Source organism: Thioclava sp. SK-1, from assembly GCF_001705665.1.
Lineage (GTDB): Bacteria > Pseudomonadota > Alphaproteobacteria > Rhodobacterales > Rhodobacteraceae > Thioclava.
On the sequence record NZ_MDHA01000059.1, the window covers coordinates 1 to 25,777 of the forward strand.

A 25,777-nucleotide genomic window follows, 5' to 3' on the forward strand; every position below is an offset into this window, starting at 1 on the left:
GCGCAGTGCCACACGCCATATTCGTCGGAGACCCGCCAATGTATTTCTCAAATGAACCCATGTCCTCCAAACGACCCCCAACCTGAGAGCCATATAAATCAACCGAACTCCGACCAATCGTAATTAAATCAAGTCCCTTAACCATCACATTTGCCCTCACAATCCTATAGTCGAACCGGCTGCCCTTCCGAGGCAGCCATGGCGTGGATCACCTGTTCAATCTTGACGCCATCCGCGAAATTCGGTCCGCGTTGTGGCCCACCCGCGATGGCCTGACACAGATCGCGAGCCTCGATTACTTTTTGTTCGTTAAAGCCGAACCCATGCCCCGGCGCGGGACAAAATGCCGCAAAATCCGGTTGATCGGGCCCGGTCACATGGCGGGTGAACCCGGCCTCTCCGGCGCGGTGCAGCCACAGCTCATTCATCGCTTCCTGGTCGAAAACAAGTGTGCCACGCGTTCCGTGGACCTCCCATTGCATCCGGCATTTCCGGCCCCGCGCCACACGCGATGTCGCAAAACTGCCCTGCGCGCCATTGGCAAACCGGATCAGCGCCAGCGCACTATCTTCATTTTCCACCGCACGCGGACCATCGTCAGATGGGCGCATCGGCACCGCGATTTGGGTCATCGCCGTGACCTCGGCCACGGGCCCCATCAATGCGATCATCGACGCGACCAGATGACAGCCCAAATCGCCCAAAGCACCCAAACCCCCGTCTTTATGCGTCATCCGCCAGGACCATGGCATATCGGGATCAGCGCTGTAATCTTCGTCATAGACCCCGCGAAAGGCCAAAAGCTCACCGATCTCCCCTGCCGCGATCATCGCACAGGCCGCCTGAAACGCCGGGTTGCGCAGATAATTATAACCCAGCATCGTGATCTGCCCCGGGTGGCGGCCGGCCAGATCGGCCATCGCCTGCGCATCCTCCATCGTCAGCGCCATCGGCTTTTCCAGCCACACATGTTTGCCCGCCCGCAGCGCAGCTTCTGCCATTGGCCGATGCATCCCGTTGGGCGCGGTGATCGACACCACATCCACTGACTCATCTGACACAACGGCCTGCCAATCATCGGATGCGCGGGCAAAACCGAATTGATCGGCAAAGGCCTGCGCACGCGTCAACGGCATATCGCATAGCAGCTCTAGCCGGGGATGGGCGCCACCGAAAACCGTGGCCATATTGCGCCATGCCATCGCGTGGCATTTCCCCATGAACCCGGTCCCGATCAAACCAATCCCTAAAGGCTGTGATGGCAATGTCATCGCTATTCTCCTGTCGAAGGACGGGCCGGGGGAACGCCCCCCGACCCGAGGGAGGAACTTCAGATCGTGCCGCCAAGCGACCCTTCAAGCTGCGCCAGCTCTTGGCCACCCGCCATCAGGTCTTGCAGCTCAGCCGAGGTGATCTGACCCTTTTCGGCTGTGCCAAGGGTCTGACCGCGGTTCAGCACAGTGAAACGGTCGCCAACAGCCATCGCGTGGCGCACATTGTGGCTGATGAACACAACCCCGACGCCCTGACCGCGCACCCGGTCGATGGTCGACAAGACATTCGATGTCTGCCGCACCCCCAAAGCCGAGGTCGGCTCGTCCAAGATCAGCACTTTGGCGCCAAAATACACAGCGCGGGCAATCGCAACCGTCTGACGTTCGCCGCCCGACAATGTGCCAACAGCCTGATCCGGCGCGCGCAGGTTGATACCCATTTTGCGCATCTCGGACATGCAGATCTCATTCGCGGTGTCGATGTCGAACCGCTTCCCAAGGCCGCGACCCCTCGTCGGTTCACGCCCCATAAAGAAGTTCCGCGTGACAGACATCAACGGGATCATCGCCAGATCCTGGAACACGGTTGCAATCCCCGCCTCCATCGCGTCGCGCGGGCTGTCAAACGACAGCGGCTTCCCTTCAAATGTAACCGAACCGGAGGTCGGTTTATGCACACCTGACATGGTTTTGATAAAGGTCGACTTTCCGGCACCGTTATCGCCCAACAGGCAGTGGCATTCGCCGGGCATGACATCAAAGGTAACGCCGTTCAAGGCAATCACATTGCCGAAATGCTTGGCAATATTTTCCATATGGATGATGGGTTGGGTCATATCAACGCTCCCCCGTCACACGTTTGCGGATCACATTGTTAAACACCACCGCCAGCAGCAGCATCCCGCCCAAGAACACCTGGAACCAGTCTTGGTCAAAGTTGGTGTAGGTCAGGCCAATCGTCACCATTCCGAAGATGATCGCACCAAAGAACGCGCCGATCGCAGAACCATAACCGCCGGTCAACAGGCAACCGCCGATAACCGCGGTAATGATCGCCTCAAATTCCTTCATGAAGCCGCGCCGCGCATCGGTCGAACCTGCGTCAATCACCGTGATGATCGCCACCAGCGCCGCCGCACAAGCCGTCAGCATGAACAGCCCGATTTTGACCTTTTTCACCGGCACACCAGAGTTTTGCGCCGCATTGGTGTCACCACCGGTCGCAAAGATCCAGTTCCCCACAGGCGTGCGCAACAGCACATAGGTCGCCACCAAGGCAATCGCGATGAACCACAAGATTTCCACCGGGATACCGGGCACTTTGGGCAGGCCGGACTTAAAGCTGTCAATCACGCCCATCTGTGCAAGGCTGGCAAACAGGCCCTGAAACGCCTCGCCGGAAAAAACCGGGGCAAGCCAGTCGCCCTCAACCGCCTCGCGCACACCGCGCAACTGGGTGGAGCCATTGGTGAACAGTTTCAAACCCACCAGCGCCAGACCGCGCAGGATAAACAGCCCCGCAAGCGTAACGATGAATGACGGCAGGCCGGTGCGGATCACAATCGCCCCATTGCCCGCGCCAATCGCAGCGGCGAAGATCATCGTCAGCGGGATCGCAAAGATCAGCGGCAACCCCATGTTGACCGTCAGAACACCAAAGATCATGCCGGCAAAGGCCACCATCGACCCGATGGACAGATCGAACTCACCGCCGATCATCAACATCGCTGCCGCAATACCCAAAATACCCAGCTGCGCCGAAGGCGTCAGAAAGTTCATGATCCCTGACAAGGTAAACATCGACCCGTCCGCTGTGATCATGAAGAACAACGTGACAAGGATAACCCCGCCAATCGCGCCCAGCTCCGGTCGTTTCATCAATTTCGTGGCAAAGGATTCGGCTTTGACCCGTTCATCCGCCGACGCAGTGGCGTCCGTTGGCATTTGGACCTCCTGTCGTTCAAACCAATTCGGTTGGGAAAATGCGGGCCACGCGCGCGAAACGCGCGGCCCGGCTAAATTAGCGGATACCCTGCGCAGACAGGTCAATAACCTGCGCCGCGCTGTCTTGGGTCACAAGATTGGGGCCCGATGCGACATCGCCGCCCGGCATCAACCCGTAATCCGCATTCAACGCCAAGAAAGCGACGGGCAGATAGCCCTGCAAGAACTGCTGCTGGTCAATCGCGAAGGCCGCATCGCCATCCGCGACCGATTGCAAGAAACCTGCCGACAGATCGAAGGACGCAATCAGGACATCCTCACGGCCCATCGCCTTAACCGCCGCAACCGTAGGCTCCCCCACAAGCGACGCACCCAGGCCCAGAATGGTGTCAACATCTTCGTCCGCCGACAGGGCAGCGCGCACTTTGGATTCAACTTCGGTCGGGTCGTTCATTGTCGGAATGACCTTGACCTCTTGGCCAAAGCCTTCTGCAAAACCGGCACAGCGTTGATCCAGCGATACGTTGCCAACCTCTTGGTTGACGCAGATACCTTTGGTTCCGCCCATCTCGGCCAGTTTCACACCAGCCGCTTTGCCTGCATCAAATTCAGACTGACCCACATGCAGCTTGGCACCCAGATCATGGGCAACATCGGACCCGGAGTTCATCGAGATAACCGGAATACCTGCCGCCACCGCGCGTTCAATCGCCGGGCCAAGCGCATCGGCATCGGGGATCGACACCACAAGCCCATCTGGCTCTTGGTTCACAGCCGCGTCGATCAGCTGGCTCATTTGCACCATATCAAAGGTCTCGGGCGAACGGAAATCAACGTTTGCGCCGGTGTCTTCAGCCGCTTTCGCCGCGCCGTTTTTCACCACCGACCAAAACGGGTCATTTGCCTGACCATGCGCAACAACAATGATGTCTTGCGCCATTGCCGAACCGGCAATCAGCGCGCTCGCTGCTGCTGCACCAAGTAGTTTCTTCATATGGATAATCCTCCCATTGATGGATTGTCGAAGCAGCCTCCACACCGCCCCGTATCCGCACCCTCCCCAGGGCCGGATCTGTGAATGCAGCACCCCCCTACGGGGTGCCGCAAATCTTACAGGCTCAGCGTCACCGCCTGCCCTGTTTTGGCAGATTGCGTTGCGGCCTCGGCCATCGCCAATGCGGCAATGCCGTCTTCCAACGTCACCGGGAAGGCTGTGCCACCCGCCAGGGCCTGCACAAACGCATCCCACTCAGCAGCATAGGCCCGCATGTAACGTTCTAAGAAGAAAAATTCTGGCTTTGCGCTGACAACACCGGACACGGTCGATTTCGACACGGTATTTTCCAGCATATTCCCGGCCTGCAACAAACCATCAGCGCCCAAAATCTCGACCCGCTGATCATACCCATACACGGCGCGCCGGGAATTCTTGATCACTGCGATCCGGCCATCCGCATAGGTCAGCGTGACAACAGCAGTATCCACATCGCCTGCTTCGCCAATCGCCGGATCAACCACCGAGGATCCAACTGCGCGCACCGACACGGGCGCATCGCCCATCAGGAAATTTGCCATGTCGAAATCATGGATCATCATGTCACGGAACAGACCACCCGACACTTTGATATAGCTGACCGGGGGCGGCGCCGGATCAAACGAGGTCACCGACAATAGCTCTGTCTTGCCAATATCACCTGCTTCAATCGCGGCGCGCACGGCGGCAAAATTCGGATCAAATCGACGGTTAAAACCGATCATCACCGGCACGCCCGTGGCCGTGGCCTTCGCCAAACAAGCCTGCGCACGCTCCAGAGACAGATCAACCGGCTTTTCGCACAAAACCGCTTTGCCCGCCGCAGTGGCCTTTTCAATCAGATCGGAATGCGTATCGGTCGATGTTGCGATCAGCACAGCGTCAATCGAGTCATCGGCCAAAATCGCGTCTGAACTGGTTGAAACCGCACCATATTGCGCCGCCAATTTATCCGCCGCTTCTGTGTAAACATCCGACACGGCGGCAAGTGTGCTGCCGGCATGCCCCGCAATATTCACCGCATGCACCTGACCAATACGGCCTGCACCTAATAGCCCGACTTTGAGCATAAATCCCTCCCGAATCTGCAGTTCCTCCAGCCGCGTTAAGAAAGTATTCCGTCATTTTGCACGCGCGTGCAACACATTTCTGCACGCGCGTGCAAAATCAGCAGAAAAACGCTATGCTAACGCAGATCGCTGACGTAAAAGGGACATATGAAACAGGATAAAACATACGCCACTGGCCAAAATATCACTGCGGATGATGTGGCCACAGCTGCCGGCGTATCCCGCTGGACCGTCAATCGCGCCTTTCAAAAAAACGCCTCCATCTCTGCAAAAAGCCGCGAAAAGGTGATGCAGGCGGCGCTTGCGCTTGGCTATGTTCCTGATATGCGCGCCTCCAGCTTGGCGTCGTCGCGTTCCAATCTTGTGGCGCTGCTGGTCGATGACTTTTCCAACCCGCATAAGCTGGTGATGATGGAGCGGCTGACGCGAATCTTGCGCCAGAACGGCTGGGATACCCTGTTGGTCAACACCCTGTCGCGCGATGATACTGATGACGCGCTGCTGAATGCCAGCCAACGCCGGGTCGATGCGGTGATCTTGATCGGCATTCAATTTGACGATGACGTGCTAAAAACCGCGCGCGGGGCGGGGCAATTTCGTCAATTGATCATCTATGCTCGGATCTCACAGCACCCCAACACCATCTCGATCGCCGTGGATGATAAACATGCGATGACTGAAATCGCGGAATATGTTCTATCGCGTGGCTATACTCGGCCAATGTTCCTTGCCGGGCCGCTGACCTATTCCGCGCATTTGATCCGCCACGAAACTTTCATGAATTTCTGGAAAGCGCGAACCGGGTGTACGCCGGAATCAATTGGCGTGCGCGCCTATGATTCCCAAATGGCCTATGATCGTGTCGTCAAATCCCTATCAGGGCGCGAACCGGCTGATTTTCCTGATATTATCGTGTGTGAAAATGACTCCCTTGCGATCGGGGCCACCGATGCGCTGCGCCATCATTTCAAACTGCGCGTTCCCGAAGATATCGCGATCACCGGGTTTGACGATGTCCCACAAGCCGCAAGTCCAAATTACAATCTGACGACCTACCGCCAACCATTGACCAAGATGGCAGAATATCTGGTAGAGGTCTTGGACAATCGCGCCAGCGACAGCGAAGATCGGTTGTTCAACGGCCATCTGGTGATCCGGGACAGCGCTTGATTACAACACCCGGCGCAGTGCCTCCTGAACTTTCAGTAATGCCGGAACAAACTCTTCTACCAGATCATGACCCACCATCTGTGACGCCGCCATGCCCGAATTCAGCGCGGCAATCACCCGCCCATGTGCATCAAAAATCGGCACGGCAACGGAACATAGACCAATCTCAACCTCTTGGTCGATCACGGCATATCCATCGGCGCGCGCCTGTGCAATCCGCGCCATGATCTCCGCAGGGGAGGTCAGTGACCGTGGCGTGCGCGGGCTTAGATCTGCGTGATCCACGATTGCACCCGCCTGCGCATCGGGCAACGACGCCAGCAACACCCGCCCCATCGATGTCGAATGCGCCGGCAGTCGCGATCCGGGCATCAGACCGATGGACATCACACGGCGCTGCGCTGCGCGCGCGATATACACAATCTCCCCTTCGTCCAAAATCGCAACAGAAGAGGATTGTCCAATTTGATCAGACAGTTGATCTAACCACGGTTGCACGATTTGCGGCAATGGCAATGCCGCAAGCGCCCCCATGCCCAGGCGCAAAACCCGTGCTGTCAATTGAAAGAATTTGCCGTCATAATCCGCATATCCCTCGTGATGCAGGGTCAACAGGCACCGCCGCGCAGTTGCACGGTCCATCCCTGCGGCATCGGCCACCTGGGCAATCGACAGGCGCGGTGTTTCGGCGCGAAAGCACTCAATCACCCGCAGGCCCTTTGCCAAAGAGGCAATTATATCTGTTTTGTTCACCATGCGCACGCGACTTAACGCAATACGAACAAATGTCAACATGCGTACAGGCGGGCTGGATCGGTGCACGGCACAGGCGTAAAACCTGCCCCAGGAGGTACTTTCATGGATAAAACACTACCCTCATTGGCCGAAGCAGTCGCGGGCATCCCCGACGGTGCGACCATCATGATCGGCGGGTTCGGCGGCTCCGGTGCGCCAATCGAACTGATCCACGCCCTGATCGACCAAGGCGCAAAAGATCTGACGGTTATCAACAACAATGCCGGCAACGGCCATGTTGGCATCGCGGCACTGATCGAGCAAAAGCGCGTGCGCAAAATGATCTGCTCATTCCCGCGCTCGGCAGACCCGCGCGTCTTCACCGAAGCCTATCTGGCTGGCGAAATTGAGCTGGAAATCGTTCCCCAAGGCACATTGGCCGAACGCATCCGCGCCGGCGGCGCAGGTATTCCCGCGTTTTACACACCCACCAGCTACGGCACAGATGTGGCAAATGGCAAAGCCATCGGCACGTTTGAAGGCCGGGAATATGTGCAAGAACGCTGGCTGAAGGCGGATTACGCGCTCATCAAGGCAGAAGAAGCCGATCCACATGGCAACCTGACCTATCGCATGGCCGCGCGTAACTTCAATCCGGTGATGGCAACCGCTGCAACCGTGACCATCGCGCAGGCATCAAAGATCGTCGAACTGGGTGCGATCGATCCTGAACATGTCATCACCCCCGGCATTTTCGTCAATCATATCATAGAAGTACCAAACCCCGCCCAGGAAGAAGTGCTCAACCGCGAAGGGGCTGTTTACCCATGATCGATCTGGACACAATCAAACTTTCAAACGCGCAAATCGCATGGCGTGCCGCCCAGGACATCGAAGACGGCGCCTATGTGAACCTTGGCATCGGCTTCCCCGAAATGGTCGCTCGTTTCCAACCTGAAGGCCGCGAAGCGATCTTCCACACAGAAAACGGCGTGTTGGATTTCGGCAAAGCCCCGGAAAAGGGCGACGAGGACTGGGACTGCATCAACGCCGGTAAAAAGGCGATCACGATCAAGCCCGGAACTGCCTTCTTCCACCACGCGGACAGTTTCGCGATGGTGCGCGGCGGTCATCTGGATGTGGCAATCCTTGGCGCCTATCAAATCGCGCAAAATGGCGATCTGGCGAACTGGTCCACCGGCAAAGGCGGCGTTCCGGCTGTTGGCGGCGCGATGGATCTGGTCCACGGGGCCAAACGCGTGGCGGTTCTGACCGATCACGTCACCAAAAAGGGCGATCCCAAGCTGGTCGCGGCCTGCACGATGCCACTGACCGGCGTCGGCTGCGTCACCCGTATCTATACCTCTCTCGCGTTGATCGACGTGGTCGATGGCCATTTCGTCCTGCGTGAGAAAATCCCCGCCATCAGCTTTGACGATCTTCAGGCCCTCACCGGTGCGCCTTTGCATACCGACGGCGAGGTCATCGACCTGATTTGCCCAGAGGAGCTGGCATAATGCAAGACGTCTATATCTGTTCCTATATCCGCACGCCCATCGGTCGCTATGGCGGCGGGCTTGCCCCGATCCGCGCCGATGACCTTGGCGCGATCCCGCTTAAAGCATTGATGGCAAGCCATGATATTGACTGGTCCGACGTGGATGAGGTCATCTTCGGCTGTGCCAACCAGGCCGGTGAAGACAATCGCAACGTTGCGCGAATGTCCTCGCTTCTGGCGGGATTGCCCGACACAGTGCCTGGCACCACAATGAACCGGCTGTGCGGCTCGGGCATGGATGCGATCATAACGGCCGCCCGCGCGATCAAATCCGGCGAGATTGACTTCGCCATCGCAGGCGGCGTCGAATCCATGTCGCGGGCCCCTTTCGTGATGCCCAAAGCAACCAGCCCCTATTCCCGCGCGAATGAGGTCCATGACACCACAATCGGCTGGCGCTTCGTCAACAAACTGATGAAGGCGCAATATGGCGTGGATTCCATGCCCGAAACCGCTGAAAACGTGGCAGAGGATTTCAACATTTCCCGCGAAGATCAGGACAAAATGGCCCTGCGCAGCCAGATCAACGCGGCTGCTGCCATTGCCAATGGTCGCTTGGCGCGCGAAATCACCCCCGTCTCGATTCCACAGCGCAAAGGCGATCCGGTTGTCATCGATACCGATGAACATCCACGCGCCTCAACCATCGAAACACTCAGCAAACTCAAAGGCTTCGTAAAGCCAGGCGGCACAATCACCGCAGGCAATGCTTCGGGCGTTAATGACGGGGCCGCCGCCCTGATCCTTGCCTCCGAAGCAGCGATGAAACGCCACGGCCTCACCCCGATCGCCAAAATCCTCGGCGGCGCGACCGCAGGCGTGCCCCCGCGCATCATGGGCTTTGGCCCGGCCCCCGCATCGAAAAAGCTGATGGCACGTCTGGGTCTGACCACCGATGATTTCGCCGTGATCGAGCTAAACGAGGCCTTCGCCTCTCAAGGTCTTGCCACATTGCGCGATCTGGGCATCGCAGATGATGATGCCCGCGTGAACCCGAATGGCGGTGCAATCGCTCTGGGCCATCCGCTGGGCATGTCTGGCGCGCGGATCACCGGCACAGCTGCGCTGCAGCTCACCGCAGGGCAAAAATCGCTCTCAACCATGTGTATCGGCGTCGGTCAAGGCATCGCGATCGCACTTGAAGGCGTCTAAACTCTCCGTCTTGTTTTTCTTCAATTGGGCGCGGCCATCTGGCTGCGCCCTTTTTCATGCACCAGGCCCAAAGGTTTCACGTGAATCGCCCTATTCATCTTGCCATAAATATCCTCAGGGGGTGAATTGTGGCATCTGCCACAAAAGGGGGCGGACCGCCCCCTCGCGCCCTTAGCCAATGATTTTCAGCCGGATGGCCCCTGCCCCCACCGTGCGGATCACCGCCTCCAGCGTGGCGCGCAGATGCGTCTCGATATAGCTCGCCTGAAAGCCCGAATTTGCCTTCAAAATCAACTCGTCAGGCCGCTCGGACACATCTCTCAAATGTACGAACCATGACCCGTAGGCCGTGGCATGATGCTCCATCAAACGCGCGGCAACCCGTGGCCACAACCCCTCCCCTGTAGGCGTCTCACCGCCACGGAACGGGATGATGTTGGACACAGGCGCCACCGCCTCTGGCTCGGGTCCGCCGCCCAGACGCTCCACCAGATCACTGCCAACCTTCTCCCAGGATGGGCGCGTATCCTCCAGGATCTGCGCAACGCCCAACCCATATAATGTCACACGCCCACGCGCCGCAGCCCGCTTCTCGACCAGCCAGCCGCGATCGCGCAGCGCCGACATTTCGCGCTTCACCGTGCGCACATCCACCGACCACAGCCGTGCAATATCCGCCTGACCAATCGACAATTCATCAGCTTGCCAATTATAGCGCGCGGTCATCAGGCAAATCAGCCGCAAGGCCTGACGCTGCAACGTCTTATTCTGTGACAAAGCAAAGCTTCCCAGAATCGTCAGTAGGTCATATTTACGCGCGGCAGCTCCGCGGCCGACGGCTTTCTTTAACATAGCTCTGCCCTTGGTGGTCCCCCACCCGATGATATCAAACCCGAAACGGGTCTGCGGTGATGCCTCTGCGTCCTGTCTGCCGATCATTTCGCCGGCTTCCAGACGCTATCGTCCTGATGCTGCCCATTTGCGTCCACTTCTCCGATTCTGTCAAGCACCTGCCCCAAATTCCCAAACACAGATTCAAAATCAGATTCAAAAGAACGGTAATTATTGGTAATAGGGGACATATAGTGTGTCACCCCATTAGGGTTTAGGTGTCACCTCAACCAATGGTAGGGCATCAGTTTTGTCACCCGAAATAAGCACCACCTCTGACCGTCTTCCCCGCGAATCGACAGCCCGGCTGTTCCAAGCGATTCGCGCCATATGGCGCTTATTTCCTTGGTTCCGGACGTTAAATCCGAAATCTTGTTCAAGAGTAACTTAGGTTTTGCGTTAAATGCAAATCCAGCGTATTTCTGTCCGCATCAAGAAATAGCGTCCAGCAAGAGGCATATATAGATGTATACCCATGAGGATCTTGAGCAGCTCCGGTCTCGCTCACAGAAAATGCAAGCCGCCATCCGGCGTCAGACCTTCTCACCAGAGCATGAGAAAAGCCTGCGCCGCTTTTCCAGCTGGGAGGTTTCGGAGCTGATCTTGAAGATCAACCAATCCACGTTCCGCGGACGGCTCGCTGCCGATACCGATCTTCCCGGCGGGGAAGTTGAAGAAGAGGGACGCCAGCGTTGGTTCTCCCTGACCGAGATCAACGAGATGCGCCGCAAGATGAAGGTGAACCGCCGTTCCCTTTTGCCCAAACGTCCGGCGAACAAACGCGCGATCCGCGTTGCGATTTCCAACTTCAAAGGCGGTGCGGGTAAATCGACAGTCGCACTTCATATGGGGCATGCGGCCGCGCTTGATGGCTACAGGGTGTTGCTGGTCGACTTCGATCCCCAGGCAACGCTGACGCATTCGATGGGTCTCAATGATGTTTCTGAAGAACTCACCGTCTGGGGCATCATCGCCCGCGACCTGATCCGCGAGACAGAGCGGATGAACAGCTCCTCTCAGGCAGCGGAATCCGGCACCGCCCTGCCCCGGCGCAAATTGCCTGGTTCAATCCTGGATCTTGGTCTCGACAGTTTGCGCATCGACGATTTCATTCGTCCGACCGCATGGCCGACCATTGATATGATCCCCTCATGCGCCAACGCGGCCTTTGTTGAATTCGCCTCGGCGCAATATCGGCACCTGAACCCTGAGTGGTCCTTCTTTGCCGCCGTCGCGCGCTACCTCGATAGCATCCCGCCCGACGCCTATGATGTTGTCGTTTTCGATTGCCCTCCGGCGATCGGCTATCAATCGATGAATGCAGTCTTCGCGGCTGATGTGCTCTATATCCCATCCGGCCCGGGCTATTGGGAATACGATTCCACGACATCATTCATCGGTCAGCTGGCCGAGGCCCTTGGCGATTTGGCGCATGGGTTTGAAGGCACCTTCCCCGCGGGGAATATGACCTTGCCAAAAGAATTCCTCGACATCCGCTTTCTGATGACGCGGTTTGAACCGGGCAATGATCTGCACCGCGCGATGTTCGAAGCCTTCGGTAATGTCTTCGGTGACAGGTTGGCAAAGAACCCGATTGAGATGACGCGGGCGGTGGAACAATCCGGTCGCTTCCTCTCTTCGGTTTATGAAATCGACTACCGCTCCATGACGCGAGAGACATGGCGACGCGCCCGCGCCAGCTTTGACCGGGCCTATGATGAATTCAAGGATTGCTTCACTCAAGCATGGGACAAGCTGGAGGATGTTGAATGACCAAGAAACGCCGCACCTTTGCTATCGACCTGCCCGATGAGGAAGACTCTATTCCGGCAGAAATAGACCCTAAACCGGCGCCTTCTGGCCCGGCGCCCCGGCGCTCGCCGATGGCTGCCGCGATCAGCGAGAACGCGGCAAGCCTGCGTGACCGGAAGGCTCTGGAAGAGCGTATTAGAGTCGAAAACGATGCGCTGGCCGCCGAGCATGTCCGGATGAAGAAGCTGGGCCTGATCGTGGATCTGGTGCCTTTGGATAAGGTTGATACCTGGAAGCTGGTGCGCGATCGCGCGTCCGGTGACGATATCGAACTGACCGAATTGGTGACCTCAATCCGTGAACTCGGCCTGTCAAACCCGATCCGGTTGGAAGCTCGTGATGATGGTCGATATGAGCTGATCCAGGGGTTCCGGCGCCTGTCCGCATTTAAGCGCTTGCTGGAGGAAACCGGCGACACCGATAAATGGGGGGCAATCCCGGCGGGCATTCTTCCCCGCGGGGAAGATCTGGAAGGCCTGTATCGGCGCATGGTCGATGAAAACCTTGTGCGCAAAGATATCTCTTTCGGTGAAATGGCTACGCTTGCATTGAATTATGCGCGCGATCCGGCCACGGCGCAGAATGATCCGGATAAAGCAGTGGCAGAATTGTTCGCAAGCGCGGGCTATCAAAAGCGCAGCTACATTCGGAACTTCATCAAATTGGTTGAACGCCTGGGCGATGATCTGCAATTCATTCAGCATGTGCCGCGCTCGCTAGGGCTCTCGCTTGTGACCGCATTGGAGGAACGTCCAGACCTGGCGCTGCATATTCGCGGTGTGCTGAAGGATCTTGATAACCGTTCGGTGACCGAAGAGCTTAATGCTCTGCGTGATGCGCTTGAGGATCTGACAGTTGCGCCGCCCGTTGCCAAAACACCGGCCGTAAAACGCTCGGGCAAGGCGCGCACCGTGTTTCAGGTCGGGCAGGCCAAATGTACCGCATCGAATGGCAGGTTGGAAATTCGCATGGATCGGGACTTTTCCACCTTGGACCGGCAACGGTTGGAAGACGCGTTGCGCCATATGTTGGACGGTTTGCAATAAGGCAATCTTCCCCGCGGGGAAGATGCGGGCGGGAAGTGCCTTCCCTGCGGGGAAGGTCGAGCCGCCCGCGACATTGAAAGAGAAAACCCCCGCTCGCAATTACGAGCGGGGGTTTTTAATGTTCTGTCACGCTTTTGGTTCAGGGGATCATCAGCCGGATGGCATAGGCCAACACCCCAACCGCAGCTACACCAATGATCCATAGGGCGATGAACCAGCCGATGCGCCGCAGCCAGCGCGGCTGTTGTGATGGAGGGGAGGTCTTCCCCGCGGGGAAGGTCATCAGTGATACCCCTCATCCGGGTCAATCTTGCCCCGGAACACCCAATAGGCATAGGCAGTATAGGCAAGGATGATCGGCACCAGAAACAACGTTCCGACCAAGGCGAACTTCAGGCTGCTGTCGGGCGCTGCGGCCTGTGCGATCGTCAGCTCTGGCGGCACCATCATCGGATAGAATGAGATGCCGATCCCAATGAAGGCCAGCACGAAAAGCGCCTGCGCACATAGGAACGGCCGCAGGTCTTTGCCATGACGCAGCCCGGTCCACAGCCCATAGGCCGCCGCCAGCACCAGTGCCGGCACCGCATAAGAAAACAGGGCAGAGGGCAGGGTGAACCACCGCTCCCAATAGATCGGGTCCTGCATCGGCGTAAACACAGACACCAGGATCAGAAAGACCAGCGTGGCTGCGCCCAAGGGCAGGGCCAGCTGGCGCATATGCGCTTGAATGCGACCTGTCAACTTTAGGTTGAGCCATGTCGCGCCCAGCAGCGCATAGCCAATCACCACCGCGCTGCCGGTCAGCAGTGAGAATGGCGTCAGCCAATCCCAATTTCCGCCGGCATAGGCACGGTCTTCGACGGCAATACCCTGCACCAACGCACCCAGGGCGATGCCCTGACACAACGCCGCCACGAAGGATCCGCCAAAGAACCCCCAATCCCATACGCGTTTCCACCGTGCAGTGCGCCAGCGGTATTCAAACGCCACGCCACGAAAAATCAGCGCCAGCAGCATCGCCACGATTGGTGCATAAAGTGCTGGCATTACAATGGCATAGGCCAATGGAAAGACGGCAAATAGGCCGCCACCGCCCAGCACCAACCAGGTTTCATTGCCATCCCAAATCGGGGCGACGGAATTCATCATCACATCGCGTTCGCCTTCGGTTTTGGCCGCAGGAAATAGGATCCCGATGCCAAGATCGAACCCATCAAGCACAACATAGGTCAGCACGGCAAAGGCGATAATGCCGGCCCATAGGAAGGAAAGTTCAAATCCGAACATGGCTTAATCCTCTCGTTTCATCGGATCTTCTGCCACGCCGGGGGCAATCCCGGCGGTGCGGATGGGGCCATCGCGCAGCCCAAGGCGCGGCGTGCCCGGTGATTTCGACATCATGCGCATCAGATAGAATGTGCCCGCGCCAAAGACGAAGAAATACACCAGCACAAAGGCGGTCAGGGATGTGGCGACCGCGCTGAATTCCAGCGGAGAATGGCTTTCAGCGGTGCGCAGGTGACCATAGACCGTCCAGGGTTGGCGCCCGACCTCGGTCGTGATCCAGCCGGCCAGAACCGCAATGAAACCGGCAGGCCCCATCATAACGGCGGCGCGATGCAGCCACGGGGCGTCAAACAGCGCGCCACGCAGTCGGGCGAACAGCGCCCAGATGCCCAGCCCCAGCATCGCGAATCCCAGCGCGACCATCACCCGGAAGGACCAGAACACGATCCATACCGGCGGCTGATCCGCGATGGGGAAATCCGACAGTGCCGGGATCTGCCCATCCCAGGAATGGGTCAGGATCAACGACCCAAGATGGGGAATGCCAATGGCGTAATCCATCTTCTGATTGGCCTGATCGGGGATGCCAAACAGCAGCAGCGGCACACCTTCGCCCGGCGCATGGGCGGTGAAATGCCCCTCCATCGCGGCGATCTTGGCTGGCTGATGTTCCAGCGTGTTCAGCCCGTGCTCATCCCCCGCGATGATCTGCAGCGGCGCCACCACAATCAGCATCCCCATCGCCATGGCAAAGGCGCGTCGTGTCGCCGGGTTTTCGCGAAAGGCGCGGCGGTCTTTAAGCAAATGCCACGCCGAGGCTGCGCCGACCACCAATGCGGTCGTCAGATAGGCGGCCAAGACCATATGCACCAAGCGATACGGAAAGGACGGGTTGAACACGATGGCCCACCAATCCTCGGGGATGAATTGCCCGTTGGGCGCGATGGAAAACCCCGCCGGCGTTTGCATCCAACTGTTGACTGATAAGATCCATGTGGCGGAAATCAGCGTGCCAATGGCAACCATTGCGGTGGCGACCATATGCAATCCGTCGCCCACACGTTTGCGGCCAAACAACATGATGCCCAGAAACCCGGCCTCCAGAAAGAAGGCGGTCAGCACCTCATATCCCATCAAGGGGCCGATCACCGGCCCAGCCTTATCGGAAAAGACCGACCAGTTGGTGCCGAATTGATAGGACATTACAATGCCCGACACGACGCCCATGCCAAAGGCAACGGCAAAGATCTTTTTCCAGTGATTGAAAAGGGTTAGATAGGTTTCGTCTTTGGTGCCGAGCCAAAGTGCATTCAGCACGGCCAAGTAGCTTGCCAACCCGATAGAAAAGGCTGGAAATATGATATGAAAGGACACGGTGAAGGCAAATTGCCACCGTGCTAGGAGTTCGGCTGTCATTGTGGCTCCCCAACGTCGCTAGATACATTCAAGAACTATGTTATGTTATCAGACCATGCGGTGTCGTCATGGCATGGTGTCACACTGTGGCATTCCGTCTCAGGTGGCTCACTGCAGCGTGATTTCAAATTGATCTATTTTCAACCTTGGCGCGTATACTGTCGTTAACACTCTTCCTGCACCCTGAGTGAGGGTATGGATCAGGAGCGTGGGAATGACTTTTTCAGTGACATCGCTGTCAGTCCTGACGGCACAAACCGGAGCGGGCGGGGCGCAGGCCAGTGTGCTGTCCATGGGAGAGGCCAATGTGGAGCGTGACCCCGATGTCTTGCGCGATCTGGTTGCCGCGGTGGATGCGGGCAGCAAGAATGGCGCGAACGGAGTCAATCAATCCGTGCTGGCCGAAACGGGTCTGGGCCGGGGCGAAGATGCCACCAGCCGGCGCCGCGCCGCCCATGCCGATAAATTGGAAGGGATGCTGAACGCGCTATCGCGGCTGAAAATGTTGACCGAGCGGGGATCAAGCACAATGGTCGCAATGTCCAGCAATCAAGATCGCGATGCCGTGTCTGTGTATACATCAGGTGTGGTGTCCCGGCTGACGACGGGGGCAGGGGATGATTCCGTTTCTGTGTCTGCCGCTGCGGTGGAAAAGATGCGCACAGGCGCGGGCAATGATGCCGTTGTTATTGAGGCCGATGTGGTCAGCGATATCCGCACCGATCCCGGGCGTGCATGGGGCCGTTCACATGGGCGTGCAACACAGGTAGCAGGCAATGACGCGGTGGCCATTCAGGCGCAGATTGTGGACCGTGTGTCGACCGGTGGCGGCAATGATGCCGTAGCGATTCAGGCCGCATTGGTGCAAAATATCGCCACCGGTGATGGGAATGACAGCTTGACGATGGTGGCAGGCGCGCTGCGTGGCATCGACACCGGATCAGGCGCAGATACGGTGGTGATTGACGCGGTGATGGGCGCGTCGAATGCCTATAGCTGGACCCGTTCAGACCTTCGCAGCAAAGGGTTTGCCGCCGGGCATGATGCCCCGGCGGATGTGCGACTGGGCGCCGGCAATGATGTGCTGACGATCAAAACGGTGGAAGATGTGTCGGTCAGTGGCGGAACGGGGGATGACCTGATCCATGTCGCGGGCGGCTCTGTCGTGTTGCAATATGACGCGGGGGATGGGAACGATGTTGTGTCGGTTGCGGCAGGGGCAACATTGGCGATTGATCTGGGCCGGGGCGTGGAATGGAGCGCACAATGGGAGGGCGATGCGCTTGTCGTGCAGCTTGGCGAAGGCTCCATGCGGATTGAGGGTGCGGCATATGCGGGCGCGATTGGCATCGGCGGGGCAGGGGCCACGACCAAGATATTGCATCAGGCACCTGTGATGGATCTGTCTGCCTAGGCCGTGTGGCGTTTGATGATGGTGAAACCGATGTCGAGCTTGGCATTATGCGCCGGCTCGCCCGCGATACGTTTCAACAGATGCGTCGCTGCAGCGCGCCCCAGATCGCCGCGATCCACGCGCACGGTGGTCAGCGCGGGGTGAAGATGCTGGGCGAAATCTTGATCGCCAAAGCCGATGATCGCGACCTTACCGGGGATATCAAGCTGGCGCGATTCCGCCTCGACCAGGACGCCATGAGCCAGCAGATCAGAAGAGCAGAAAATAGCGCCTTCGGTGAAGTTGTCTTCGTCAATCAGGCGCGACAGGGCCTGCCGCCCACCAGACAGTGATGCACTGGCCTCGAATGTCACGGTGGGGATGTCGCTGCCGGTTAAATCTGCGAAACGATTGGAAAAGGCATCGCGGCGGCGGCGCGCGCGCTCATCCCCGGCGGAGACAGTGGCTGCGCGTTTATGTCCGGATTGATGCACGAAATCCGCCACTGCGCGTCCCGCCTGAGAGTGGTGAAACCCAACACAGATATCTATGGGTGTGTCGGTCAGGTCCCAGACCTCTACGACGGGAATATCGGCGCCCATCAGCATCTTACGCGCCTGCGGGCTGTGATGAATTCCGGTCAAGTAAATCGCATCGGGACGGCGCGACAAATGGGCCGCGATCAGTTTTTCTTCGTTTTCGGCATCAAGGCCGCTCTCGGATAAAAGGATTTCATAGCCCTTTTCGCGCATTGGAATGGAAAACGCCTGCACCATAGACGCATGCACGATATTGGTGATCGATGGCACGATGGCCGAAATTAGCATGGATTTGCGCGACGCCAGCGCCCCGGCCACAGCATTTGGAACAAAACCAGTGATTTCAATTGCTTCGCGGATGCGCGTCATCGTGGCGGGTGAAACTTTGGCTGGGTCTGACAGGGCGCGGGACACGGTGACCTGTGACACCCCTGCCAGCTTGCCGATTGTGCTCATAGTGACGCGCCCGCCGGATTTCCCTCCGGGGGCGCGCTTGATCGATTTGTCGTGTTGCGTATCCATACCGCTACTTTGGGATCAGCTGCGCACGGGTGCAATGGGGATCATGCATCGCGATGTTTAGAAGCGCTGCGGTGTAGCCAGATTGACCCGCCGATAGACCCCACAATCAACAGCCACAAAACGACGGCGATCGGGCTTTTGGTGAAGAAGATCGAGACATCGCCGAAGGATTCCAATGTTTTGACGAAATACACTTCTGCTGATGGGCCAAGGATGAAGCCAATGATAAAGGGCGCTACCTCTAGCCGCAGCTTGCTCATCATCCAGCCGAAGATGCCAAAGATCAGCAACGTCCAAACGTCAAACATAATGCCATAATTGATCGTATAGGCGCCGATCACACACATCATCAAAATCACCGGGAACAAGATGTGCTTGGGCACGGTGACCACCATCGCAAAATAGCGGATGGCGAAATACATCAAAACGAACATCGCAAGATTGGCGATCAGCATGGCGATGATCATCGCATCCCATGTCACCGGGTTATTGGCGATGAACAGTGGGCCAACCTGCACCCCTTGCAAGGTGAATGCGCCAATCAACAAGGCGGTGGCGCTGTCGCCGGGAATGCCAAGCGACAACAGGGGGACAAGCGCACCGCCGGTCAGGCCGTTATTGCCTGCCTCGGATGCCATGATGCCTGCGGGTTCACCCTTGCCGAAATTCTCGGGATTTTTTGAGAAGGTCTTGGCATTGGAATAGCTGAGGATCGACGCGGCCGAACCACCCACGCCGGGCAGGATCCCAACGAATGTGCCGATGCAGCTGGAGCGGATCAGATTGACCGTCTGACCCTTGAAAATCCGTAGCGAGAACCGCTCTGACTGGCCGATTTTGATGTCTTTTTGGCTCATACCGGGGAGGGCGCCTGTTTGAGCCTCGTCGAGAATGGCGGCCAGACCAAACAGGCCGATCAACACCGGCAGCAGCGAAAATCCCGATTCAAGCCAATATTCCGTGCCCGGTGGGATCAGGCGCCATTCGCCATTGCCGCCCTTGGTCACATCATATGTGCCGATCAATGAAATGAAGATGCCCAAAAAACCAGAGAAGATCCCCAACAACAGGTCAGAGGACAGCGCAGCCATGACCGATAGCGCAAAAAGGATGATCAGAAATTTCTCAACATAGGAAAAGCGGATCGCGAAATCTGCCAATGCCGGCGCAAACAGATCAAGGATCACCAGCGAGATCAAGCCACCCACAAGCGACGCGATGATGCCGATGCGCAAGGCCTTTTCGCCGTGGCCCTGTTTCGCCATCGGATAGCCATCCAATGTGGTGGTGATAGAGCTGGGCGTGCCCGGAATGCCAAGCAAAATCGCCGGGACCAGCCCGCCGGAAATGCCGCCCACATACAGCCCAAGCAAAAGCGCCAGACCGTTTTCCAGCCCCAGAGAATAGGTGACGGGAAGGCAGACTGCGACCGCCATTGTTGCCGTCATCCCGGGGATGGCGCCAAAGATAATGCCAACAAGCGTGCCGCCAATGGTCAGCAGCACGAACAGCGGCGAGAGGAATTCAAACATGTCCATGATCGGCAGATCCTTAGGGCAGCGTCAGGTAAAATAGGTCGGTGAACAGCCACCACACGATCAGCGGGGCAACAACCGAAACGATCAACATAGGCAGCGCATGTTTCAGGCTGCGATCATGCATGAACAGCAGGCCGGTCAATGCGACGAATGGGATAGAGCACAGCAAGAACCCCATGCCGGTATTGGGCCAGATATCCCCCACGGGAACCATCAATGAAAAATACAGGATCGTCAGCGCCAGCGTGCCGAAAAACCGCGGTTTATCGGTGGCGCGCATGACCTGCGCCCAATGCCGATGTGCGTTTAGAACGGATTTACGGTCTCGGATCACGATGGCCAAGGCCAGCAGGCCAAGAACACAGCCGATCAATGTTGGGAACAAAAGATGCGACGTATCAAAATTGATCGTCACACGGGTCAGATCGCCCATGAGTGTCTCCGTTAGGTTCTGAACGTCAAAAAAGGCACAAGATCAACGGCCCCCACCCAAGGAGGAAGGACGGGCAGGGGCCGAAAAGGGGCAATATTAGCCGGAGATTTCCGAAATCACATCGCCATAGGTCGTGCGTTTTTCAATCAGGTGCTCACGCGCCTGTGCCGAGGGGCGGAAGTTTGGAATAAAGAACGCCTCTGTCTGACGGTCCTGGATCGCGCCATCCGCATAGATTTCGCTCAACGCGGTATCAATCTTATCGATGATTGCTGGATCCATGTCCTTGTTATAGATAAAGAAAAATTCCTTATCAAAGGTGAAATCTTCGCTGGCATTCAGTGGCACATGGGTTTCAGGCGCAGCATATTTCAACATATCGTCGCGTGTCATTTTGCCCATGCCTGCCTCTGGCGCGCCGTTCAAGGTTTCCGGGCTGGCGGTGATCCAGACAAAGCGCATGGCCTTTTGATCATCTTCGGGCAGCTGGGTGAACTGCTCATTCGATTGGATCGAACCGTTAATGACATCTGCCAGACCATCCCACATCGCCTGGTTCTTATCGGATTGAGAGCCGGTGTTGACGGCAACGATATTTTCGCCAGAGCCGGGTTTGTTGACATTGGCCGCATTTTTCATTGCCGAGAAGCCAAGTTCGGAGACGCCGCCGGGCTGAATCGCGACGCGGACTTTTTCACCATTGGCGGCGGCATCCAAAATATCGGTCATGGTTTGATAGGGTGAATTTTTCGGCACTAGGAAGGCATTGCCGGGATTGGTGGCGACCGTTGCGCCAACAATGTAGTTTTCAAACGGATTGACGAAACCTTTGCCACCATACAATTCGGCCAGATAGGCAAAATCATGGAACATCATGATGGTGGTGCCGCGTTTGTCCCGCGCAAGCGCCTTGAACCCCGCGACCGCGCCAACCGCGTCTACCTTGATATTCACGCCCAGTTTTTCCGACAGCGCATCTGCGACAATGGCGGAGTTTTGGTAAGTATCGCCGCCGGTCGAAGTTGAGCCGATCACCATACGGATATTACGCGGTAGATCCTGCGCGGTGGCCATCAATGGCTGTGCCAACAGGGCCGCGGTGCTCACAGCGGCCAGAATCGTTCTGCGGGTAAGTTTCATTGTCTTCCTCCCAAAGGTTAAAACCCGTTTGTTTACGGGCGCTTCGCCAGAGCCTCCACTCTGCCAATCGCACTTTATGTAAGCGCATACATTTACGTTCACCATGGATTCACCCAAGGTGTCAAACAATTTTTTATCTGAAAATTTATATTTACGGAATGTGGAAGGAGATCGTTGACAGGCGATCATGTATGCGCATACATCAAGCAAGACTTGGGAGGACTATGATGACGACACAGACGCGAAAGACCCCTGATGAGCTGCGTTCGGCGCGCTGGTTCGGCCCTGACGACCTGCGCAGTTTTGGACATAGATCCCGCATGATGCAGCTGGGCTATGCCGAAGAAGAGTTCCGCGGTAAGCCAATCATCGGCATCTTGAACACATGGTCAGAGCTGAATTCATGCCATGCGCATTTCAAATCGCGGGCGAAGGATGTGAAGCGGGGCGTGTTGCAGGCGGGTGGTTTCCCGGTGGAATTGCCGTCGCTGTCAGTGGATGAATCGTTCAACAAGCCGACATCAATGCTGTTTCGCAATCTTCTGGCAATTGAGACAGAAGAGCAGATCCGCGCGCATCCGTTGGATGGTGTGGTGTTGATGGGCGGCTGTGACAAATCCACGCCGGGTTTGGTGATGGGTGCGATTTCGGCCGGTGTGCCGCTGATCTATTTGCCCGCCGGACCGATGCTGCGCGGCAATTACGCGGGTAAGATCCTTGGATCGGGCTCTGATGCCTGGAAATATTGGGACGAGCGCCGCGCCGGAAATATCTCGGATGAGGAATGGCTGGGCGTGCAAGGCGGCATCGCGCGGTCGGCGGGCACCTGCATGACAATGGGCACAGCATCGACAATGACCGCGATTGCCGATGCGATGGGGCTGACGCTTCCCGGCGCCTCCTCTATCCCGGCGGTGGATAGCAATCACGAGCGGATGTCTTCGGCCTGTGGGCGGCGGATTGTCGATATGGTCTGGGAAGATCTGACGCCCGATCAGATCATCACCAAAGGTTCGGTGCAAAATGCGGCGATTGTGGCGATGGCGACGGGATGTTCTACCAATGCAGTGGTGCATTTGATCGCGATGGCGCGCCGGGCCGGGGTGGATCTGACGCTGGATGATCTGGACGCTTTGGGGCGCAATACGCCGCTGATCGCGAATGTGCGCCCATCGGGCAAAGATTACCTGATGGAAGATTTCTTCTATGCGGGCGGGTTGCGCGCGCTGATGAAGCAGATCGAGGACCGTTTGGATTGTTCGGCCATCACTGTGACGGGCAAGACGATGGGTGAAAATCTGGAAGGGGCGCAGGTTTACAATGACGATGTCATCCGGCCGCTATCCAACCCGGTGTATAAAGAAGGATCCTTGGCGGTGTTGCGCGGCAACCTTTGCCCCGATGGTGCGGTGATCAAACCCGCAGCCTGTGATCCAAAATATTATCAGCATGAAGGTCCGGCCTTGGTCTTCGACAGCTACCCCGAGATGAAGAAGGCGGTGGATGATGAGGACCTGCAGGTTACGCCCGATACAGTGATGGTGCTGCGCAATGCAGGGCCGCAAGGTGGGCCGGGTTTCCCCGAATGGGGCATGCTGCCGATCCCTAAGGCACTGATCAAACAAGGCCATCGCGATATGCTGCGGATTTCAGATGCGCGGATGTCGGGCACGTCCTATGGGGCCTGTGTGCTGCATGTGGCACCCGAAAGCTTTGTCGGGGGGCCTTTGGCGTTGCTGAAAACCGGCGATATCGTGCGACTGGATCTGGAAGGCCGGCGGCTGGACATGCTGGTTGATGAGGATGAGATCGCCCGTCGGCGCGCGGCCTGGGTGGCACCCGAACCACATTATGAACGCGGCTATGGCTATATGTTCACCAAACATGTGACCCAGGCCGATAAGGGCTGTGATTTTGATTACTTGCAGACGGATTTCGGTGCGCCGAACCGTGAACCTGACATTTTCTGAAGGGGGGAATTTGATGGCATATGATCTGGATAAGGCGCTTGGCGGGATCTCTGGTATCCTTGTGACGCCCTATGATGAGGCGGGCGAACTGGCCCCGCAAAAGCTGCAACCGATCATCGACCGGGCGTTGGCTGCGGGGATGCATATGCCCGTGGTCAATGGCAATACCGGTGAGTTTTACGCGCTGACCACGCAGGAAGCCTGCACTATGGTGCGCGAAGTGTGCAAAATGGTCGATGGGCGCGCGCCGGTGCTGGCGGGTGTTGGGCGCGGCATTCGGGATGCGTGTATTTTGGCCGAAGAATCAGCGCAGGCAGGGGCTGCGGCGCTGATGGTGCATCAGCCACCAGATCCGTTTGTGGCCCCGCGCGGCACGGTGGAGTATGTGCGCCAAATCTCTGAGGCGTCGGGCGGCTTGCCGTTGATGCTGTATCTGCGCAATGATGCGATTGGCACCGATGGGATCAAGGCGCTGTGCGACCTGCCGGGCGTGAAGGGTGTGAAATGGGCCACGCCCAACCCGATGAAACTGGCAGCGGCGATTGCGGCCTGCGATCCAGATATTACATGGGTAGATGGCCTGGCCGAGGTTTGGGCCCCGGTGTTTTATGCGGTGGGGGCGCGCGGTTTTACCTCTGGTCTGATCAATATCTGGCCCGAGCGGTCGATGGAAATTCATGGAGCATTAGAGGCCGGGGATTATCCGCGTGCCAATGCGCTGATCGCGGATATGGCACCGTTTGAAGACATCCGCGCGGAAGAGCTGAACGGGACCAATGTCACCGGGGTGAAGGCTGCGTTGCAGGCGACCGGGTATGATTGTGGCCCGACGCGCCCCCCATCGGCATGGCCGTTGACCGACCGCCAGCAGGCAGGAATGACGGATTTTCTGTCTCGTAATGGTTTGATCTAAAATGGACCGTTCAATCATCATCACCGGCGCAAGCTCTGGTATCGGGCGGGTCACGGCACTGGAATTTCTGGCGGCGGGTTGGCGTGTGGGATTGGTTGCACGCCGGGCCGAGCCTTTGCAGGCGCTGGTGCAGGCGCATGATCGTGCGCTTGCGCTGCACTGTGATGTCACGCAAGAGGCTGAGGTGGATGCCGCATTCGACACCGCAATGCAGGCCTGGGGCCGGATTGACGTGTTGTTCAACAATGCCGGTGTCGGGCTGAAATCCGTGCTGCCTGATGAGATGGAGGTCGCGCAATGGCATCGGGTGATGAACACCAATGTCACCGGCATGTTTCTATCTGCACGAGCGGCGTTTTCCCGGATGCGACACCAAGATCCGCAAGGAGGGCGGATCATCAATAACGGATCGGTGTCGGCGCATGTGCCCCGGCCCGGCTCTATCGCCTATACCGCGTCGAAACATGCGGTGACGGGCATGACGCGGTCGTTGTCTTTGGATGGCAGGCCGTTCAACATCACCTGCGGTCAGATCGATATCGGCAATGCAATGACCGATATGGCCGCGGGGCAGCGCAAAGGTGTGCCGCAGGCAGATGGGTCCATCAGGCCCGAACCGATGATCGACGCAGCCGAGGTCGCGGCATCTGTCCGGCATATGGCCGATCTGCCTGCCGGAACCAACATTCAATTCATGACGGTGATGGCCGCTGCCATGCCGTATATCGGGCGCGGGTGATCCCTGCGTTTCCCGAAAGGAGAGACATATGCTTGATATAAAATTCACGCCGCATGGTCAGCATTTGATTGCGGGCGATTGGGTTTCAGGGACGGCGTTTTTTGCGTCGAGCCCGGCGCATGGGCCCAGCCATGATTTCAGCGTGGGCACGGTTGATCTTGTGGATCGCGCGGTGCAGGCGGCCGAAGATGCGTTTTGG

The 25,777-nt window shown here is 57.7% G+C and carries 24 protein-coding genes and 1 pseudogene; 11 read left to right on the plus strand and 14 right to left on the minus strand.

Annotation, left to right across the window (positions count from 1 at the left end; translation table 11 throughout):
- Positions 1-164: 164 nt before the first annotated feature.
- The 5 genes from BFP70_RS14365 to iolG form a co-directional block, all read right to left on the minus strand.
- On the minus strand, positions 165-1,271 hold the full coding sequence (locus BFP70_RS14365; protein WP_066012349.1) for a Gfo/Idh/MocA family protein: 1,107 nt from the start codon (positions 1,269-1,271) through the stop codon (positions 165-167).
- A gap of 59 nt (positions 1,272-1,330) precedes the next feature.
- The gene (locus tag BFP70_RS14370) at positions 1,331-2,110 is read right to left on the minus strand and encodes an ATP-binding cassette domain-containing protein (protein WP_066012350.1); all 780 of its coding nucleotides are present in this window, start codon (positions 2,108-2,110) and stop codon (positions 1,331-1,333) included.
- 1 nt (position 2,111) lies between these two features.
- Positions 2,112-3,218, minus strand: coding sequence for an ABC transporter permease (locus BFP70_RS14375; protein WP_066012351.1), 1,107 nt, complete (start codon positions 3,216-3,218; stop codon positions 2,112-2,114).
- A gap of 76 nt (positions 3,219-3,294) precedes the next feature.
- Positions 3,295-4,212, minus strand: coding sequence for a sugar ABC transporter substrate-binding protein (locus BFP70_RS14380; protein ID WP_066012352.1), 918 nt, complete (start codon positions 4,210-4,212; stop codon positions 3,295-3,297).
- Positions 4,213-4,328: 116 nt separating this feature from the next.
- Positions 4,329-5,321 (minus strand): inositol 2-dehydrogenase, encoded by a 993-nt coding sequence (gene iolG / locus BFP70_RS14385; RefSeq protein ID WP_066012353.1) that lies wholly within the window; start codon positions 5,319-5,321, stop codon positions 4,329-4,331.
- 147 nt (positions 5,322-5,468) lie between these two features.
- On the opposite strand from iolG, the gene BFP70_RS14390 reads away from it, so the two are divergent.
- Entirely contained in the window at positions 5,469-6,491 is a 1,023-nt protein-coding gene (locus BFP70_RS14390; protein WP_066012354.1) for a substrate-binding domain-containing protein, read from the plus strand.
- On the opposite strand, the gene BFP70_RS14395 is transcribed toward BFP70_RS14390, so the two are convergent.
- A complete protein-coding gene (locus BFP70_RS14395) occupies positions 6,492-7,247 on the minus strand; it encodes an IclR family transcriptional regulator C-terminal domain-containing protein (protein ID WP_066012355.1) in 756 nt (251 codons plus the stop codon). It abuts the gene before it with no gap.
- A 102-nt stretch (positions 7,248-7,349) separates the two neighbouring features.
- Between BFP70_RS14395 and BFP70_RS14400 the strand changes: the two genes are divergently transcribed.
- The 3 genes from BFP70_RS14400 to pcaF are packed head-to-tail and all read left to right on the plus strand — an operon-like array spanning position 7,350 to position 9,936.
- Complete coding sequence (locus BFP70_RS14400; RefSeq protein ID WP_066012356.1) at positions 7,350-8,057, plus strand: 3-oxoacid CoA-transferase subunit A; 708 nt, start codon at positions 7,350-7,352, stop codon at positions 8,055-8,057.
- Positions 8,054-8,743 carry a 3-oxoacid CoA-transferase subunit B gene (locus BFP70_RS14405; RefSeq protein WP_066012357.1) on the plus strand — a complete coding sequence of 230 codons (690 nt, stop codon included), beginning with the start codon at positions 8,054-8,056 and terminating at the stop codon, positions 8,741-8,743. The genes BFP70_RS14400 and BFP70_RS14405 overlap by 4 nt, the downstream gene beginning before the upstream one ends.
- Positions 8,743-9,936 carry a 3-oxoadipyl-CoA thiolase gene (pcaF, locus tag BFP70_RS14410; RefSeq protein ID WP_066012358.1) on the plus strand — a complete coding sequence of 398 codons (1,194 nt, stop codon included), beginning with the start codon at positions 8,743-8,745 and terminating at the stop codon, positions 9,934-9,936. The genes BFP70_RS14405 and pcaF overlap by 1 nt, the downstream gene beginning before the upstream one ends.
- A 171-nt stretch (positions 9,937-10,107) precedes the next feature.
- On the opposite strand, the gene BFP70_RS14415 is transcribed toward pcaF, so the two are convergent.
- Positions 10,108-10,875: a hypothetical protein gene (locus tag BFP70_RS14415; protein ID WP_255356722.1), complete on the minus strand. Its 768-nt coding sequence runs from the start codon at positions 10,873-10,875 to the stop codon at positions 10,108-10,110.
- A 417-nt stretch (positions 10,876-11,292) separates the two neighbouring features.
- On the opposite strand from BFP70_RS14415, the gene BFP70_RS14420 reads away from it, so the two are divergent.
- Both BFP70_RS14420 and BFP70_RS14425 read left to right on the plus strand, forming a co-directional pair.
- Complete coding sequence (locus BFP70_RS14420; protein WP_066012359.1) at positions 11,293-12,600, plus strand: AAA family ATPase; 1,308 nt, start codon at positions 11,293-11,295, stop codon at positions 12,598-12,600.
- Positions 12,597-13,685: a ParB N-terminal domain-containing protein gene (locus BFP70_RS14425; RefSeq protein ID WP_066012360.1), complete on the plus strand. Its 1,089-nt coding sequence runs from the start codon at positions 12,597-12,599 to the stop codon at positions 13,683-13,685. The genes BFP70_RS14420 and BFP70_RS14425 overlap by 4 nt, the downstream gene beginning before the upstream one ends.
- A gap of 139 nt (positions 13,686-13,824) precedes the next feature.
- On the opposite strand, the gene BFP70_RS20405 is transcribed toward BFP70_RS14425, so the two are convergent.
- Genes BFP70_RS20405 through BFP70_RS14435 form a run of 3 tightly spaced genes read right to left on the minus strand, consistent with a single transcriptional unit; the run spans position 13,825 to position 16,391 of the window.
- Positions 13,825-13,968, minus strand: a complete 144-nt coding sequence (locus tag BFP70_RS20405; RefSeq protein WP_083217532.1) for a DUF2474 domain-containing protein — start codon at positions 13,966-13,968, stop codon at positions 13,825-13,827.
- Entirely contained in the window at positions 13,968-14,975 is a 1,008-nt protein-coding gene (gene cydB, locus BFP70_RS14430; RefSeq protein ID WP_066012361.1) for a cytochrome d ubiquinol oxidase subunit II, read from the minus strand. The genes BFP70_RS20405 and cydB overlap by 1 nt, the downstream gene beginning before the upstream one ends.
- A gap of 3 nt (positions 14,976-14,978) precedes the next feature.
- Complete coding sequence (locus tag BFP70_RS14435; protein ID WP_066012362.1) at positions 14,979-16,391, minus strand: cytochrome ubiquinol oxidase subunit I; 1,413 nt, start codon at positions 16,389-16,391, stop codon at positions 14,979-14,981.
- A 214-nt stretch (positions 16,392-16,605) separates the two neighbouring features.
- On the opposite strand from BFP70_RS14435, the gene BFP70_RS14440 reads away from it, so the two are divergent.
- Positions 16,606-17,805 carry a hypothetical protein gene (locus BFP70_RS14440; RefSeq protein WP_066012363.1) on the plus strand — a complete coding sequence of 400 codons (1,200 nt, stop codon included), beginning with the start codon at positions 16,606-16,608 and terminating at the stop codon, positions 17,803-17,805.
- On the opposite strand, the gene BFP70_RS14445 is transcribed toward BFP70_RS14440, so the two are convergent.
- From BFP70_RS14445 to BFP70_RS14460, 4 genes are all read right to left on the minus strand, one after another.
- Positions 17,802-18,779, minus strand: coding sequence for a LacI family DNA-binding transcriptional regulator (locus BFP70_RS14445; protein ID WP_066012364.1), 978 nt, complete (start codon positions 18,777-18,779; stop codon positions 17,802-17,804). The two genes, BFP70_RS14440 and BFP70_RS14445, sit on opposite strands and share 4 nt — an antisense overlap.
- A gap of 107 nt (positions 18,780-18,886) precedes the next feature.
- Positions 18,887-20,383 carry a tripartite tricarboxylate transporter permease gene (locus BFP70_RS14450; RefSeq protein WP_066012365.1) on the minus strand — a complete coding sequence of 499 codons (1,497 nt, stop codon included), beginning with the start codon at positions 20,381-20,383 and terminating at the stop codon, positions 18,887-18,889.
- 13 nt (positions 20,384-20,396) lie between these two features.
- Complete coding sequence (locus BFP70_RS14455; protein ID WP_066012366.1) at positions 20,397-20,816, minus strand: tripartite tricarboxylate transporter TctB family protein; 420 nt, start codon at positions 20,814-20,816, stop codon at positions 20,397-20,399.
- 96 nt (positions 20,817-20,912) lie between these two features.
- On the minus strand, positions 20,913-21,956 hold the full coding sequence (locus BFP70_RS14460) for a tripartite tricarboxylate transporter substrate binding protein (protein ID WP_066012367.1): 1,044 nt from the start codon (positions 21,954-21,956) through the stop codon (positions 20,913-20,915).
- Positions 21,957-22,183: 227 nt separating this feature from the next.
- Between BFP70_RS14460 and araD the strand changes: the two genes are divergently transcribed.
- The 4 genes and pseudogenes from araD to BFP70_RS21425 form a co-directional block, all read left to right on the plus strand.
- Complete coding sequence (gene araD / locus BFP70_RS14465) at positions 22,184-23,926, plus strand: L-arabinonate dehydratase (RefSeq protein WP_066012368.1); 1,743 nt, start codon at positions 22,184-22,186, stop codon at positions 23,924-23,926.
- 13 nt (positions 23,927-23,939) lie between these two features.
- Positions 23,940-24,839 carry a dihydrodipicolinate synthase family protein gene (locus BFP70_RS14470; protein ID WP_066012369.1) on the plus strand — a complete coding sequence of 300 codons (900 nt, stop codon included), beginning with the start codon at positions 23,940-23,942 and terminating at the stop codon, positions 24,837-24,839.
- Position 24,840: 1 nt separating this feature from the next.
- Positions 24,841-25,578 carry an SDR family oxidoreductase gene (locus tag BFP70_RS14475; protein ID WP_066012370.1) on the plus strand — a complete coding sequence of 246 codons (738 nt, stop codon included), beginning with the start codon at positions 24,841-24,843 and terminating at the stop codon, positions 25,576-25,578.
- A gap of 28 nt (positions 25,579-25,606) precedes the next feature.
- Positions 25,607-25,777 (plus strand): annotated as a pseudogene (locus BFP70_RS21425) (aldehyde dehydrogenase (NADP(+))); the annotation flags it as partial.